Here is a 15,032-nt window from a genome sequence, read left to right as displayed (position 1 = left end):
AAAAACGTCTTTACTTTTTGATGCAGAGTGAATTACAGAGTTGTTTTGCTTCTGAAAATTTGATATGTCCTGTATACAAAGCCTTACCGATAATCATCCCGGCAATGGATAACTGGCTCAACGCCTCGATATCCTTCATCGATGAGATTCCGCCCGATGCAATAACCGGGGTTGTAACAGCCGCTAAAAACTCTTTTAAACTGGTGATATTCGGCCCTTGCAGCATCCCGTCCTTTGAGATGTCAGTAAAGATCATGGCGCAGGGAGACGCTTTTTCCATTTCCCTGGCAAAGGCAACAGCCTCCCACTCACACACGGAAGTCCAGCCCTTCACGGCCACTTTACCATTTTTTGCGTCAATTCCGACGGCAATGCGTCCTGGGAATGCCGCACAGAGTTCATTCACCCACGAGGGCGAATCTATGGCCTTTGTTCCCACAATTACGCGGTCGACTCCCATATTGAGGAGCGTTTCAACGGACTGGGTTGTCCTCAAACCGCCGCCAAACTCAACCGGAATCTTTATCTGTTGCAGAATGCGCTCAACAACGGCAAGGTTACGTGGTATGCCATCGAATGCCCCGTCGAGGTCAACGATATGAAGATATTCGGCGCCCTGATCCTCCCACGACCTGGCCACTTCCACAGGATCGTCAGAAAAGACGGTCTCCGCATCCTTCACTCCCTGGGTCAGTCGCACACATTTACCGTTCTTTAAATCGATAGCTGGAATAATGAACATGTTATCTGTTGAATTTAACAAATTAGTCAACCCTGTCAGGATTAACTTCATTTATAATTTTTGCTGAAAATATCAAAAATGTCTTTAAAAGATATCAAATATCAAGGTATGTCTTCGGTTACCGGGTGACGCCGACAAACTTTGTTTGCCAGCGTAATATATTCCAAATCCAAGTGTATACTCAAACACCATAAACAGGCAAGTTTGTCCATGCCACCTTATAACCCGCTTAAATACAATGAAAATTCCTATACAATCCCGTTACACATTGGGCGACTTTTATAATACGATTAAACCCATCCCTTAACCCTCCCGCAGGGAGGACTTCTTTAGTTCATTCTGTAAGAGAGTTTGATGTGGGTAAGGCAAAAGTTTGGAGCCCTTGCCATCAAGTTTGAGACGAACAAACGACAGTTATCAGGACATCTTTTCAGTTATGCAATTTTTGTGCGTATCCTGAACATAGCTTATTTTAAACACAATCTCTTTACAAATTACCAAAATTCTTAAGGAGCGTAAGCCCAAACTCTTGGCTCTTTTCCGGATGAAACTGAGTTGCATAGATATTCTTGTACCAGATCATAGAAGTAAAACATACACCATATTCTGTTTTCGTAGCAATAACACTTTCGTCGTCAGGGCAGACGTAGTAAGAATGCACAAAATACATATAGACATTGTTGGGAACATTACTCAGTATTGGTATGCGCTTTTTCATGAAACTGATCTGATTCCAACCCATATGAGGAATCTTTAATCTTCCGTTCGTCTTATTTTCAGGAAAGTCAAAACGGACAACCTTTCCTGAAATTATATTTAAACCCTCATGCTCACCGTCTTCATACCCTTTGGAAAACAGCAATTGCAAACCAAGACATATACCAAGAAATGGTTTGCCTGAACGGATACTATTTTTCACCGGTTCTATAAGGCCCCTCTGACGTAAACCATCCATAGCATCCCGAAATGCCCCAACACCGGGAAGCACTAGTTTCTCTGCATGAATGACCTCACTGGGATTATCGGTAACCTTGACCGGAAAGCCAAACCGTTCAAAAGCTTTCTCTACACTGCGGAGATTCCCCATCCCGTAATCTACAATCACAATCATGATAAAATTCTATCCGCCAGAGCCCCTGGGAACGATCACAAACTCCACTCTTCGATTGCTTGACTTGCCGGCTTTCGATTTGTTGTCTGCTATGGGCTGATATTGCCCAAATCCAGCAAGATAAACTCTTGTGGGAGATATACCACATTCTTCCACCAAGTAGTGCAGAACGGCTGCTGCCCGTGCCGTTGATAATTCCCAATTTGATTTGTATTTATCCTTTTGTTTGCTAATCGGATCATCATCGGTATGGCCTTCAATCCTAACGATTTCTGATGAAGCCTCTGTCTTCAGAATACCGGCAATCTTCTTAAGGGTTTCTTTAGATTGCGGGCGTAAGGTGGTTTGCCCGGAATCAAACAACACAGAGCCGGGAAGTGTTACCGAAACTGCGCCATTTTTTATCCGCACGCTCGCCCCAGTGCCTTGTAATTTTGCCTCCAATGCTCTTTTTGAACTTTCAAGCTTACTCAGTTCACTCTCGTACTGACCTGCTTTCGACGATAAATCGGCATTCTCCTGCTGCAGGCTTGTTAGTTGCTCGTTTAATTGCTGATTTTCCCGACGTAACCTTTTCACCTCCCCGCAACCAGTACCCGCTACCAACACCCCAGCTATTCCAATCAGACAAAAACTCCGCACGAAACCATGCCCTTTCACCATATATGCTTCTCTCCTTTCACGGTAAAGAAAATTTCACTGCGTAAGAATTAAGTACTTTACATTCCGTCGTGATTTAAGTATGAAATCCGGTAAATAACACGGTAAAAACCTGAAAATAGAGATCTACAATTCTCAGAAAATAATCCTGGAAAAATATACATACAAGCGTGGCCAGTGATAAAAACGGCCCGTAGGGTATCAAATGTGTTTTTTTCATGAGTAAAACCGGAATACCCATAAAAAGCCCGAAAAAAGGTGCAACAAAAAATATCGCTACCGCCAGTTTCCAACCTACCATCCCACCTACCATGCCCATAAGTTTGACGTCCCCAAAACCCATGGCCTCTTTTCGGAACACCCATTTCCCTACAACACTGCAAAGAAATATCAGGCCTCCGCCCACCAGAGCCCCAGACAAGGATGCAATTAGCGAATCTAACCTGGTGATACCCATCAGAGTGAAATTTCTCAGAGTGTCCGGTTCATTATGCAAACAAGGACAGACTACACTGAAAAGGAATGCAAGTGGGATGCCCACAAAAGTAATCTCGTTGGGAATAACAAGGAACTCGATATCCACAAAGGTCGATATTATCAGGGCACAACAGAGTGCCAGATAGCCAACAAGAACACACAGCGATTCCTGCCGGTATTGAACAAAAATATACAGAAGCGTAAACAGGCTCCCGGTCAATAACTCTATAAGCGGATATCGTAACGATATTTTAGTCCTACAAGTGCGGCAATGTCCCCGAAGCAACAGGTAGCTCAACACGGGGATATTATCATACCAGCAAACCTGAGTTTGACATATTGGGCAAAACGAACGAGGCGACACGAGAGACTTTTTCCTCGGGATGCGATAGATACAAACATTTAAAAAACTCCCTATCGCTAACCCAATAATGAAAAAAAAAATCCACTCAAAATGGCTACCTGCCAGGAGATTTTTCTGAATACCAACTCCTCCTTCTCAGATGACAACCTTTTTAAATATACTTAGCCATAAATTTTACGGCATAGTATCAAAATGAATTGATAAATGCAAGACAAATGAATTGATTCTGAAATCTCTCATGCTTCTTTCAGTTATCAACAAAAGAACAGACCGTTATATCTCTCCGGTTTTTCATTGAAAGAAAGCGTACATTCGAATTAACCTTTAGAAATGCTCCTGATAAATTTATTATAGGTACAATTCTTTATGTAACGGCACGGCATGTTACTGCATGCACTCCTTAGCAGGATGAAATGACGATGAAAGACACTTTGGAACTCGATGTATCAACCGCAAATAAGCAGTTGGAGTGCTTCACTCTTATGGAGCACATTAGACGGGCAGTGGAGGTCATTGGCAAGGATGCCGTCCTTTTAAGCAGCATGCAGAGTTCAGCCTTGGTTCTGAGGCACTGCTTTTATCGTATGGAACTGCGAAACGAGGTGCTATTCGTAGATACGGGCTACCATTTCCGGAAAACTCTGCAACCTCCGGATGAATTTATTCGCCATTACCAATTAACCATCGTGACCTTATACCCGGAACTGATTACGGAGCAGCAGGAAAAGAAATTTGAATGAAAATTATATTCCTCCCGCTACGGCCAGAAAAAATACTATCGTTTGCGAAAACTGTACCATTTATTACCCGTATGGAGCAGTCTGGACGCAGACTTGCAATGATTGGATTACGCCGTTGCATAGGCGGCCGGCGCGCCAAACTGGCGACTCTTATCCAGGATTCCCGGAGAGAGTGGTACACCCTGCACCTGATATTTGACTGGATAAACGAACAGATTCAGACATACCTTCAGTAAAATAACATGCCTGTGCTCCCCTGCATAAACAAAACTATCCCAGCACTGGGTGCGAATGCTGCACTACACCGGCCAAATGGGAAGAAGGCCTACGAACAGGCCGCTGTCGACACCTGGCAAATGCCAGTGACGATGGGCCAAAGTACTGCAATATAAATTGTTCAGACGGCTCCGGAATTTGACTTGCGTGCATTTTATAGTATTACGGTTTGATATCTAAAATATTCTATGTTAACCAAGAGAATTATTGTATACTATTCTCCTTATGAAACGTGAATATTTGTTTTCCATCTCGGTTACCGTTTTGGTTTTGTGTCTCATCTTTACTTCGGGCTGCAGTTTTATATCGGTATCCTTGGTACCAACAATTGAACCACTCAGGGAAACAGCAGTCGCAGGAAGTGGAAAGAATAAGATACTCGTAATAGACGTTTCCGGTATTATTTCGGAAACGAAAAGGCAAGGCCTTGCCGGTTTGTCAGACGAACCGGATATGGTTGCTCTTATCAAAGAAGAGCTGAAAACGGCAGCCAGAGACAAATATATAAAAGCTATCATCCTCCGTATCAATAGCCCAGGCGGCACGGTTACCGCATCGGACATGATTTATCACGAAATCGAACAATTTAAGAAAGGTACTGATAGAAAGGTTATTGCATGTATTATGGATTTAGGGGCGTCCGGTGGCTACTACGTGGCCGTTTCTGCAGATAAGATTATAGCGCATCCCACAACGGTTACCGGCAGTATTGGTGTTATCATGCTCAATCTCAGTATGGAAGGACTTCTCCAAAAGATTGGCGTAAAAGACACCTCAATCAAGACAGGTGAATACAAGGACATGGGGTCACCCTTGAAAACAATGACAGACGACGAACGAAAGATATTTCAGGGTGTCATGGATACTCTTTACGAAAGATTTTTGATGGTCATTGCAGAAAACAGGAAAGGACTAACTCCAGAAAAACTTAGGTCACTTGCTGATGGCAGAATTTATACTGCCCAGCAGGCATTGGAATATGGCCTTGTTGATCGGATTGGATACCTCGACGAGGCCATTTCACTGGCAAAGGAGGAAGCTGGACTAACAGAGGCAAGTATCGTCATGTATCACAGACCCGGCGCTTACAAAAACAACATTTATTCACAGCTCAGCAGTGCCGGTTTTGGAACTATCAATCTTCTTAATATCGACCTAAAAACATTCGTCAATTCAGGCACACCATCATTTATGTACCTTTGGGCACCGTAAAATAAGCGAAGGGTCTCTTTCTAAAAGAGGCCGTACCAGCGTTAAACAGCGACACTGGTTCGGCAACGTCTGTTGTAATCAACACTTTTTCATAGATTGACAAACCTGCACAATTACGTCTTCACCAGGTTTGGGTGGCGGATTCGATTGTAACGGACAAGGTGGCGCGTAGCCAACTGAACTTTTCTTTCAAGAAATCAAAATCAGGACCGGATGTAATGAAACACGCCTTTCCTTTGATCAAGAAACCAGCGCCTGCTCCATGCAAGCCCTTAACCTTACTACTCCCCAGCGTTATTAACACATTTGGATTGTAGGCAATGTTGGCCTCTGTTTTGTGCATGTAGCCCGCAGGGATAAATAGCCGTCCATCTTGTGAAATTCTGAGGTAGCTATTCCAAGTATTAACCATATGGGGCCCATCTGGGCCCAGGGTAGCGATAGCAACAACTCCGTCCTTCTTCATAATTTCCAGCAGTTTCTCTGGGATCATCGTATATTCCTCCTTTTAATAAAAACCAAATGTGAAAAAATATCGTCAAGTCATAACATTACTTTGTTAAAAAACGCATGTAAAAAAATATTTTTAAGTCATAAGTCGAATTTGACTCAACTTACTACAAATCAATGCTTTGCGACTTATTTTGCACTTGACTTATTCCTTTACTCCTGCTATTAATTGCACTTGTGAACTTTTCAATAAACCAACAACAGGAGCAAAGGATTTGAGTATTTTTTCTGCAAACATTCCTCTGTTAAATACGTTTCTGAAAAATTTCGCCTCTTGTTTCAGCAAAAAACAAATGGCCGTGTTTACCCTCGTCATCTATGCCTTCTTTAAAGACTACAAAAGAAACTCCCTTGATGGAATGGCAAAAGCCACTCACACCGATTATCAGAAGTTTCAATACTTCTTCTCAGATTCAAAATGGGATATCCAGGCAATCAAACGCACAAGGCTGGAAATCATTCAAAAACAAAGAACCACTGCTCCCACCAAAGACGGGCTTCTCGCCATCGATGACACTGGCTGCCCGAAACCCTTTGCAAAGAAGACCGAGGGAGCAAAGTGGCAATATTGCGGACCACTCAAAAGGAAAGAGGTCTGCAATGTCGGTGTCGGCGCTACTTTCGTCTCAGAGTCGAAGCATTTTCCCATCGACATCATTCCCTACCTTCCTGCCAGGGAGTTTCCCGGAGGAAAAAACAATCCTCCGTTCAAAGACAAAATACAAATCGCCCTGGAACTCTTTGACGCCTGCTCAAAAACCATGGATTTCTCCGGCACTGTCTTCGACTCCTGGTATGCGACGACACGCTTCCTCACGCACATTCACAAGGAAGGCAAAATCTTCTATTCCGAAATAAAATCTAACAGAAACATCTTCATGCGCCATCCCGTAAAGAAAACGATGTGTCTTGTCAAACCAGATGTTCTGAGCCATAGCCGAAGAATCGTGACCCTCATCAAAAAGCATTACTGGGATAAAATCAAATTCGTTAAATTCAAAACCACGGATGGCTCTGAAGTTTCCCATAAAACCTATTCGTTCGAGGCAAAGCTGAAAGATTGTGTTGTACCCATCAAGTTTGTGGTCATTTTGGGCAAGTGGAATAAGGACGACGACTACACCTATCATATCCTTATTACCAATAATCTCCGTGCCTCTGCCAAAATGGTCATTGCAAACTACCTGCTCCGTTGGGGCATTGAACACAGTTTCAAGGAACTCAAGGACACCTTTTACTTTGACCACTACCAGGTCCGACATATCAACAAGATTGAGAGATACTGGAATCTCTGTCTTGTTGCATGGACTCTCACCTACTGGATCAAACAAAATGCCTATCTTGCGAAAATCCTTGAAACGAAACCGACAACCTTCAATGAAATCAAACAGGCTGTCAATTCTCTGCTCGAATTTGCCTCTACCAATGCCTTATCAAAGAACGAAATACTTGCCGATGGCTATTTTAAAATTAAATCCAAACGCCTTAAGAAAAATTGCGCCGCTTAATTTTTTAACAAAGTAATGGTCATAAGTAGAATGCTACTCAACTTACTATAAATCAATGCAATGCGACTTACTTTCTGCTGGGCTCATTCCTCTGCCCCCCTGCTATCAACTATACTAGTGAACTTCTCTGTCAACCAACAACGGGAACAAAGGATTTGAGTATTTTCGATGTAGCAATCTCTCTGTTAGACAAATTCCTCAAACACTTTTTCTCACGTCTCAGCAATAAACAAATGGATATGTTTGTCCTTGACCTCTACGCCCTTTTTAAAGACTACAAAAGAAGTTTACTGGATGCTTATGAATCTCCCAAAAAATAACAGGCAGGGGGAAACCCCCTCCACCCCCAAATTATCAAATTACTTAAATTACCAAATCACGGAGCATCATAGCCGTGTCCGCCTCGTACACACCATACGTAGCTATTGTAGGTCTTATCGTAGAAGCTCACGTCATCATAGTAGAAACTCACGTCCCACGCGAGGCTGATATCATTAACATAGGAAGTAGACGACCAATAGTAGCCCGACTGCACATTGGTAAAGGGATGGTCACTGGGCAAGGCAGGACCGTTCTGCGTCGGATCTACCAGACTTGCCAATTCCTCAACCGTAGGCAATCGCCACCCTTTACGACCTCCCACACTCTTGGTATAGGCATAATACACAGCATCAATCCACGTTCTGGCTTCTGTATCCGGAGACTTCTCCCACACAAGCTCCGTCTCTTTATCCAGCACGCCTTCCCCATCCAGTACTATTTGAAAACGCTTTGATGCCTTCTTTATCTTCTTGCTCCATGCGGGTTGAAGTTCCTTCGTTGCCCTTATGGTTTGCCCGGAAGGAGCAGAGGGCTCCAGATCGTCCGCACTGGCAAACCCACCATACATTGCAGAAACTATCCATACAGACATTAACCATAATACTTTCTTACCCTTCAGCATCATCGCTTTCCCCTCCTTCTAAAAAAATTTAAAGAAAGGTAACACTTTAGTTTTTTTAAACCCTCTATTATAAACAATGTTGTCTTGATAGGGGTAGGTTTGAAACCTGCCCCTACTACATTTAATATCCGGTTTTTATGGAAAATTTTTAAAAAACTAAAGTGTTACAAAAAGATAAAAACACCTCACGATAAATATTGAATGACATTTTTCCTAAGATTGTAAACGAATTAAAAACGCCTTTCCCGGATATTCTCCAGAATCGGGTAAGTGGAACAAGGGTGATGAAAATACCCGCCTGCCAACAATAAATTCAAACCGGCGATCAATTCCCTGTCGGAATTCTCCTCAACAAGCACACTCTCAAAGAACGAACATCTTGCCCGTGACTATTTCAAAATCAAATCGCAATGACTGAAGAAAAAATTCGCCGCTTAAGTTTTTAACAAAATACTGCTGGTTTTTAAGGTTTATTTTAGGAAAAGGACAATGACATGAAAATCTATAAAAGAGACTTGGAACTCAAAGACATTAAGATGTTTTTAAGGTATGCGCACCTTGCACCGCGGCACGAGATTAAAGCAGTTTGATACATCATTATAGTATTCTAAAACCATTTACTTTAGTGGTCGGGGTGGCGGGATTTGAACCCACGACCTCTTGAACCCCATTCAAGCGCGCTAGCCAAGCTGCGCTACACCCCGACGAGTTTTGTAATTATAGTATCTTTTTGTCCATTATCAACTTAAATCCAAAATTGAAATATTTTGACATTGACTTTGTTTTCTAATATAATCCATTAGAATTTGTTTTTAAATATTTGCTATATTGAATTTTTGCATAATACTTTTAACTATTTAACAAAACTGCATGAACAAAAAAAATAAACCCAAAAAGTCCAGGTTTTCCATAGGATATATATTCCTCTTTCTCGCCGTCGTGTACGTAATACAGATGTTTTTATCCCCCAAGGCTGAAGAAATCTCATACAGCCAGTTCAGGTTATATCTGAAGAACGGTTACATATCCGATTGCACGGTGGGGCAGAACATTATTCGTGGCCACTATAAAAAATTATCCGCTGTAGGAGATAAAGAAGAAAAAATTGCATTTGTTACTGTACCAGTGCAGGATGCAGAACTGGTTAATGAGCTAGAATTGCAAAAGGTCAGATTCAAAGGTGCTGCAGAAAATAATTTCCTTAAAAATATTTTGATGTGGTGGGTTTTTCCCTTTGGTATCATGGCACTTGGATGGTTCTTTCTTTTTAAGAAGGTTGGCGGGATGGGTTCTCCTTTTATGTCTTTCGGTAAGGCAAAAATAAAGTTGTATTCTGACAATGGTTCACAGAAAACAACCTTTGTTGATGTTGCCGGATGCGATGAGGCAAAGGAAGAATTAAAAGAAATCATTGATTTTCTTTCATACCCGGAACGATTTCAAAAACTGGGGGGAAAAATTCCCAAAGGGGTTTTATTGATTGGCCCTCCAGGAACAGGAAAGACGCTTCTAGCCAAGGCAGTTGCGGGAGAAGCAGGAGTACCTTTTTTTTCTATTAGTGGCTCCGATTTTGTTGAAATGTTTGTTGGTATGGGTGCCGCCAGGGTACGGGATATGTTTGAACAGGCAAAGGAGAAGGCCCCGTGTATTATTTTTATTGACGAGATCGATAGTGTTGGACGTCAGCGTGGCACAGGGTTGGGTGGTGGCCATGACGAGCGCGAACAAACCCTGAACCAACTCCTTGCAGAAATGGATGGTTTTAATGCGCAGAAAGGGGTCATTATTATTGCTGCGACCAACCGGCCTGACGTACTGGACAATGCACTCCTACGTCCCGGACGTTTTGACCGTCAAGTAACCGTTGACCGGCCAGATCTTATTGGTCGTGAGGCGGTTTTATCCGTTCATGCTAAGAGTGTAAAAATAGATTCCGATGTCAGCTTAAAGGTCATCGCAAAACGTACCGCAGGATTTTCTGGGGCTGACCTAGCAAATGTAATTAACGAAGCGGCGCTCTTGGCGGCACGATATAATAAGAGTTCCGTCGGTATGGAAGAACTTGAATCCTCCATTGACAGAGTACTCGCCGGTCCCGAACGAAAGAGCAGAATTATGAGCAATAGTGAAAAGAGCACGGTTGCGCTTCACGAGGCGGGGCATACCTTAATCGCTGCCCTGCTTCCCAATACCGATCCTGTACATAAAGTATCTATAATACCAAGAGGGACCGCAGCACTGGGCTATACAATGCAATTACCGTTGGAAGACAAATACTTAACTACTGAACCGGAAATTCTCGATACCCTTTGCGTCCTTCTGGGCGGTCGTGCAGCAGAAGAATTGGTTCTCGAAAAAATATCAACGGGCGCTCAAAATGATTTGGAAAAAGCTTCACAATTGGCCAGAAGTTATGTATGCCGGTTTGGTATGAGCAAAAGACTAGGACCACAGACCTTCGGCAGACAATCGGGGAACATCTTCCTCGGACACGACCTTGTGCAAGAAAAGGAATACAGTGAAAAGACAGCAATTGTTATAGATGAAGAGGTTACCAATATTATCATGGGAAGTTATGACAGGGTTAAAAAATTGCTGAGCGACAATCGGGACAAATTGGATCTTTTAGCGAAGAATTTAGAAGAGGAGGAGGTGCTGGACGGTGATCAGATCCTTCAATTACTACGTATAGAAAAGAAACGCCATAGAATTATCAAAGAAACGGAAATTGCTCCGATCGAACAACCGCAACAAAATCTGCAATATTTACAAAAAGATTGTGGCAAATCGTAAATACTTCTCAGTTCATTTCGTGGTTTGCATTTCATCTAAAAGCACTTGGGGCAGATTAAAATTAGAGTAGACATTTTGTACGTCATCATGATCCTCAAGCGCATCCATTATCCCCAAAACTTTACGACCTGCCACTTCATCTAAATCAATATTATTTTTCGGAATCCAACTTACCTCAGATGTTTCTACTTTTATATGTTTACTTTCAATAGACTTCTTTACCGCATCTAAACTTGTTTGTAAGCATATCACCTGAAAAACATCTCCGACTCTTTGCAAATCATCAGCGCCGGCATCAAGAACCAACATCATAAACTCATTTTCGGTAATTTCATTACAGTTTACGATAATAAGTCCTTTTTTTTCGAACATCCAGGACACACAACCAGATTCTCCCATATTTCCGCCAAACCGTTCAAATATCTTTCTGATTTCAGGTGCAGTCCTGTTTTTATTGTCCGTCAATATTTCGACCATTAATGCTATACCATGAGGCCCATATCCCTCGTATACACACTCAAACAACTCTGCCCCGCCGCCCCCACCCATACCTTTCTGAATGGCTCGTTCGATATTTTCTTTTGGCATATTGACTGCGCGGGCTTTGCTTATTGCAAGCTGCAATCTGGGGTTCATATCCGGGTCACCGCCGCCTCTCCTGGCAGCGACAGTAATCATACGCGCCACCTTGGAAAACGCTTTACCCTTCTTTGCATCAGCAGCACCTTTTTTATGCTTTATACTAGCCCAATGTGAATGTCCGGCCAATTTGTCTCATCCCCTCCGAACCAATATTTACAATGACTTAAGGCTGAATAACGTTTTCAACCTCATTATGTTTCTTAATAACTCTTATCGTCTTTTCTTCTGCAGACATTAATTCCTTTATTTTTTTTAATTTTGCTTCAATATCTACTATTTTAACTTTATTATTGAGCGTTTGGTTATATAAAGCACGTGCTTTTTCCCATGCCTTAACCGCTTCATCCCATTGTCCTAAACTATAATACACCTCTCCAATATGATCATAAATATCAGGTTCTTCCATGCGTTGAACAGCGTCCGATAAAATCTTAAGAGCAGTAAACAGACATTCATCTCTTCCTTCCTGTTGTGCCTTTTTATAATATGCCCAACCAAGACTGTCAAGATACGCGCCATTTTCTGGATCTGCTTTTAATGCCTTATTGATTAGCTGCATTGCCATATCCAAATTCTTGTTATTTTCAACAAATAAGTAGCCCAAAAAATTATTTGCCTCATGAAACTCAGGATCTAACATTAATGTGATCTTCAATTCCTCTTCGGTCCTGTCAAAGTTTTCATTTTCATAATAAAGATTTGCCAGTAGAAAGTGGGCATCTCGCATTGTTTCTTTATCCAAGGGGATTGTTTTCAAATTTTCAATGACGGAGATAGCGTCGTCGATCTTACGTTGATTCTTATAAATCTGGCATAATAGGAAATACTCCTTTGGATTTTGGGTGCCAGCATCGGTATTTCTTTTCAGAATTTCTTGTGTTCTTCTGATTTCTTCATTTTTTTTAGGTTCGTTTCTTGTTTTATCATATATTTCAGACAAGGCAAGGTGCATTGCCCAGTTATCTGGCTCTTTTTCCAAAAAGATCGTGGCCTCTTTAATAGCATTATCATAATCCTTGAGCATATCATAGCAAAGAGTAAGATAGAAACTGGTAAAGCTTAGTTTTGGATCAGCCTGTTTTGCCTTTAAAAAATATTCCCGCGCCTTTTTTATTTCATTTTTTTCAAAATACTTTTGTCCAATCTCATAATATATCTTAACTGGTTCATTTATCAGATTCAGATCAAACATACTCTGATAACAATCTACGCCCTTCTCTATCGCGCCTTCGTTGATATACAGATTGGCGAGCCGATAGAGAACGTCTGCCAGAAATATATTGTCTAGCTTTGTTGTCTTGCACCGTCGAGCATATTCGTATTCTTTAATGGCCTCTTTGAATTTTTCTACGGTTTCATACAGAGTAGCAAGGGTATAACGCACGCTAAATTCATCTGGTCTAATATCAGCCAATTTTTTCATGTAATCGATTGCTTTTTCGTTCATGCCCAACTGGAAATAACAGGTTGCTAAATGCTGAATAATTCTTTCGGAGGAATCATCCCATCGGAGGGCTTTTTCAAAGTTCTTAACAGCATTTTCCCAATCTCTCTCCAACAAAAAATAATATCCGGTACAAAAATAGGAATATGCTTTTTTTTTTGCATTCAGAGACTGCGTCTCACCTGAAGATACTGACTTATTATCATGTTGAACCGTGACCGTACGGCATCCCAAAAACCCAACAATGAAAAATAGTACAAGCCAAACAATAGAAAATGATTGGATAAAAAACATTTCATGCTTATGCGTATATCCTTAACATGTCTCATCACCTACATATTAAAGAATAACTTTATTTAGTGGGTATTCTATAATCCCTTCAGCTCCGGCCCTTTTTAGCTCTGGGGTAATACTTCTTGCTACCGTTTCGTCCAGCACCGTTTCAATTGCATAACCCGCTCCTTCAGATAATGGAGAAATGGTGGGTTTTCTCAAAGCGGGCAATTTCATGAGTACTTGTTCCAGAGATCCGGCTGGAACATTCATCTTCAATCCAACTTTTACCCGGGCAATAATTGCTCCCTCAAAAAGCATCGCTAAATTCTCTATTTTTGTGCGTTTCCATTCGTCTTTCCACGCGTGATGGTTGGCAATGAATTGCGTAGAAGATTCCATAACCGTCTCAATAACACGGAGATTGTTTGCCTTCATACTGCTGCCTGTTTCAGTAAGTTCTACGATAGCATCGACTAAATCAGGAGCTTTTGCTTCAGTCGCACCATGAGAAAACTCAATATCAGCTACTACCCCGCGCTCCGCAAGATATTGCCGCGTTACATTTACCAGTTCCGTTGCAATTTTTTTATTCTGCAAATCACCTACTGAGCGTATGGCCGAATGCTCTGGTACCGCTAAAACCCATCGCACTTTTGTCAACTGTTGTTTCGCATATACCAAACTTACCACTACCCGTATATCTGAACCAGCTTCTTTCACCCAATCAGCACCAGTCAGACCTGCGTCGATAATACCTTTTTCAACATATCTGGACATGTCCTGCGGACGAATCAACCTTACTGAAATTTCATCATCATCGATTGTGGGATAATAAGACCGAGGGCTTATATGAACGCTGTAACCCGACTTCTTCATCATTTCAACGGTTGCTTCCTGGAGGCTACCTTTAGGCAGCCCTAAAAATAATTTCTTCATTCTTTCAACTCACCTTTTATTGCTATATCGTTTCCTTTTACTGCCTCATCAATTAGTTTTGATATACGCAGGCTCTTTTGAACCGACTCATCCAAACAAAACGTCAAAACGGGGGTATACTTAATTTGCAACTGGGCACCTACTTTTGCCTGGATAAAGCCCTTTGCATGCTCAATTGCCTGTAATGTTTTTTTGCGGGTAGTATCATCCCCCAATATTGAAATATGGACTTTTGCATTCTTCAAATCCGCTGTGATCTCAACTTTTGTTATCGTAACAAAAGCTATTCTCGGATCCTTTAATTCATATAAAATAATTTTACTCACTTCCTGTTTAATAGATTCCTCTAATCGTTCGCATCTTCTTGAAGACATAATAAACCTCCTACTTTTTATGAA

General features: G+C 41.7%; 15 protein-coding genes and 1 tRNA gene. 5 read left to right on the top strand and 11 right to left on the bottom strand.

Annotated elements, in window-relative coordinates; all coding sequences use genetic code 11:
* Nucleotides 1-10 precede the first annotated feature (10 nt).
* The 4 genes from hisA to BIY37_RS13700 form a co-directional block, all read right to left on the bottom strand.
* Entirely contained in the window at nucleotides 11-742 is a 732-nt protein-coding gene (gene hisA / locus BIY37_RS10980) for a 1-(5-phosphoribosyl)-5-[(5-phosphoribosylamino)methylideneamino]imidazole-4-carboxamide isomerase (RefSeq protein WP_070067912.1), read from the bottom strand.
* A 487-nt stretch (nucleotides 743-1,229) separates the two neighbouring features.
* On the bottom strand, nucleotides 1,230-1,853 hold the full coding sequence (gene hisH, locus BIY37_RS10975) for an imidazole glycerol phosphate synthase subunit HisH (RefSeq protein WP_070067890.1): 624 nt from the start codon (nucleotides 1,851-1,853) through the stop codon (nucleotides 1,230-1,232).
* Nucleotides 1,854-1,862: 9 nt separating this feature from the next.
* The gene (locus BIY37_RS10970) at nucleotides 1,863-2,516 is read right to left on the bottom strand and encodes an OmpA/MotB family protein (protein WP_070067889.1); all 654 of its coding nucleotides are present in this window, start codon (nucleotides 2,514-2,516) and stop codon (nucleotides 1,863-1,865) included.
* Between the two features lie 73 nt (nucleotides 2,517-2,589).
* On the bottom strand, nucleotides 2,590-3,420 hold the full coding sequence (locus BIY37_RS13700) for a prepilin peptidase (RefSeq protein ID WP_261340855.1): 831 nt from the start codon (nucleotides 3,418-3,420) through the stop codon (nucleotides 2,590-2,592).
* 353 nt (nucleotides 3,421-3,773) lie between these two features.
* Here BIY37_RS13700 and BIY37_RS10960 point away from each other — a divergent pair, with 353 nt between their 5' ends.
* The 3 genes from BIY37_RS10960 (at nucleotide 3,774) to sppA (ending at nucleotide 5,582) form a co-directional block, all read left to right on the top strand.
* Nucleotides 3,774-4,094 carry a phosphoadenosine phosphosulfate reductase domain-containing protein gene (locus BIY37_RS10960; RefSeq protein WP_070067887.1) on the top strand — a complete coding sequence of 107 codons (321 nt, stop codon included), beginning with the start codon at nucleotides 3,774-3,776 and terminating at the stop codon, nucleotides 4,092-4,094.
* On the top strand, nucleotides 4,091-4,330 hold the full coding sequence (locus BIY37_RS10955) for a hypothetical protein (RefSeq protein ID WP_070067886.1): 240 nt from the start codon (nucleotides 4,091-4,093) through the stop codon (nucleotides 4,328-4,330). The genes BIY37_RS10960 and BIY37_RS10955 overlap by 4 nt, the downstream gene beginning before the upstream one ends.
* 247 nt (nucleotides 4,331-4,577) lie before the next feature.
* Complete coding sequence (gene sppA, locus BIY37_RS10950; protein ID WP_230402514.1) at nucleotides 4,578-5,582, top strand: signal peptide peptidase SppA; 1,005 nt, start codon at nucleotides 4,578-4,580, stop codon at nucleotides 5,580-5,582.
* A gap of 121 nt (nucleotides 5,583-5,703) precedes the next feature.
* Here sppA and BIY37_RS10945 read toward each other — a convergent pair whose 3' ends face one another.
* Nucleotides 5,704-6,075 carry a pyridoxamine 5'-phosphate oxidase family protein gene (locus tag BIY37_RS10945; RefSeq protein WP_070067884.1) on the bottom strand — a complete coding sequence of 124 codons (372 nt, stop codon included), beginning with the start codon at nucleotides 6,073-6,075 and terminating at the stop codon, nucleotides 5,704-5,706.
* A gap of 139 nt (nucleotides 6,076-6,214) precedes the next feature.
* Here BIY37_RS10945 and BIY37_RS10940 point away from each other — a divergent pair, with 139 nt between their 5' ends.
* Nucleotides 6,215-7,600: an IS701 family transposase gene (locus tag BIY37_RS10940; protein WP_315850104.1), complete on the top strand. Its 1,386-nt coding sequence runs from the start codon at nucleotides 6,215-6,217 to the stop codon at nucleotides 7,598-7,600.
* 376 nt (nucleotides 7,601-7,976) lie between these two features.
* On the opposite strand, the gene BIY37_RS10935 is transcribed toward BIY37_RS10940, so the two are convergent.
* Nucleotides 7,977-8,546, bottom strand: coding sequence for an Lcl C-terminal domain-containing protein (locus BIY37_RS10935; protein ID WP_070067882.1), 570 nt, complete (start codon nucleotides 8,544-8,546; stop codon nucleotides 7,977-7,979).
* A 623-nt stretch (nucleotides 8,547-9,169) separates the two neighbouring features.
* Nucleotides 9,170-9,247: transfer RNA gene (locus BIY37_RS10930), tRNA-Pro, on the bottom strand.
* Nucleotides 9,248-9,413: 166 nt separating this feature from the next.
* Between BIY37_RS10930 and ftsH the strand changes: the two genes are divergently transcribed.
* Nucleotides 9,414-11,336 (top strand): ATP-dependent zinc metalloprotease FtsH, encoded by a 1,923-nt coding sequence (gene ftsH / locus BIY37_RS10925; protein WP_070067881.1) that lies wholly within the window; start codon nucleotides 9,414-9,416, stop codon nucleotides 11,334-11,336.
* A 12-nt stretch (nucleotides 11,337-11,348) separates the two neighbouring features.
* On the opposite strand, the gene BIY37_RS10920 is transcribed toward ftsH, so the two are convergent.
* The 4 genes from BIY37_RS10920 to rbfA all read right to left on the bottom strand — a co-directional run bounded on the left by BIY37_RS10920 (nucleotide 11,349) and on the right by rbfA (nucleotide 15,008).
* Complete coding sequence (locus tag BIY37_RS10920) at nucleotides 11,349-12,104, bottom strand: YebC/PmpR family DNA-binding transcriptional regulator (protein WP_070067880.1); 756 nt, start codon at nucleotides 12,102-12,104, stop codon at nucleotides 11,349-11,351.
* 37 nt (nucleotides 12,105-12,141) lie between these two features.
* A complete protein-coding gene (locus BIY37_RS10915) occupies nucleotides 12,142-13,539 on the bottom strand; it encodes a tetratricopeptide repeat protein (RefSeq protein WP_179129378.1) in 1,398 nt (465 codons plus the stop codon).
* A gap of 222 nt (nucleotides 13,540-13,761) precedes the next feature.
* Nucleotides 13,762-14,634, bottom strand: a complete 873-nt coding sequence (gene hisG, locus BIY37_RS10910) for an ATP phosphoribosyltransferase (protein ID WP_070067878.1) — start codon at nucleotides 14,632-14,634, stop codon at nucleotides 13,762-13,764.
* Nucleotides 14,631-15,008 carry a 30S ribosome-binding factor RbfA gene (rbfA, locus tag BIY37_RS10905; protein WP_070067877.1) on the bottom strand — a complete coding sequence of 126 codons (378 nt, stop codon included), beginning with the start codon at nucleotides 15,006-15,008 and terminating at the stop codon, nucleotides 14,631-14,633. The genes hisG and rbfA overlap by 4 nt, the downstream gene beginning before the upstream one ends.
* Nucleotides 15,009-15,032 lie beyond the last annotated feature (24 nt).

Source organism: Candidatus Brocadia sapporoensis (assembly GCF_001753675.2).
GTDB classification, from domain to species: domain Bacteria; phylum Planctomycetota; class Brocadiia; order Brocadiales; family Brocadiaceae; genus Brocadia; species Brocadia sapporoensis.
Note: the sequence above shows the minus strand (reverse complement) of the source record. Positions and strands in the feature narration are given on the sequence as shown.

Excerpts from the sequence above, each read along its gene's own strand:
- hisA (WP_070067912.1), bottom strand. The coding sequence starts at position 742 with ATGTTCATTATTCCAGCTATCGATTTAAAGAACGGTAAATGTGTGCGA.
- BIY37_RS10945 (WP_070067884.1), bottom strand. The coding sequence starts at position 6,075 with ATGATCCCAGAGAAACTGCTGGAAATTATGAAGAAGGACGGAGTTGTT.
- BIY37_RS10970 (WP_070067889.1), bottom strand. The coding sequence starts at position 2,516 with ATGGTGAAAGGGCATGGTTTCGTGCGGAGTTTTTGTCTGATTGGAATA.
- rbfA (WP_070067877.1), bottom strand. The coding sequence starts at position 15,008 with ATGTCTTCAAGAAGATGCGAACGATTAGAGGAATCTATTAAACAGGAA.
- BIY37_RS10960 (WP_070067887.1), top strand. The coding sequence starts at position 3,774 with ATGAAAGACACTTTGGAACTCGATGTATCAACCGCAAATAAGCAGTTG.
- BIY37_RS10935 (WP_070067882.1), bottom strand. The coding sequence starts at position 8,546 with ATGATGCTGAAGGGTAAGAAAGTATTATGGTTAATGTCTGTATGGATA.
- BIY37_RS10955 (WP_070067886.1), top strand. The coding sequence starts at position 4,091 with ATGAAAATTATATTCCTCCCGCTACGGCCAGAAAAAATACTATCGTTT.
- ftsH (WP_070067881.1), top strand. The coding sequence starts at position 9,414 with ATGAACAAAAAAAATAAACCCAAAAAGTCCAGGTTTTCCATAGGATAT.
- hisG (WP_070067878.1), bottom strand. The coding sequence starts at position 14,634 with ATGAAGAAATTATTTTTAGGGCTGCCTAAAGGTAGCCTCCAGGAAGCA.
- hisH (WP_070067890.1), bottom strand. The coding sequence starts at position 1,853 with ATGATTGTGATTGTAGATTACGGGATGGGGAATCTCCGCAGTGTAGAG.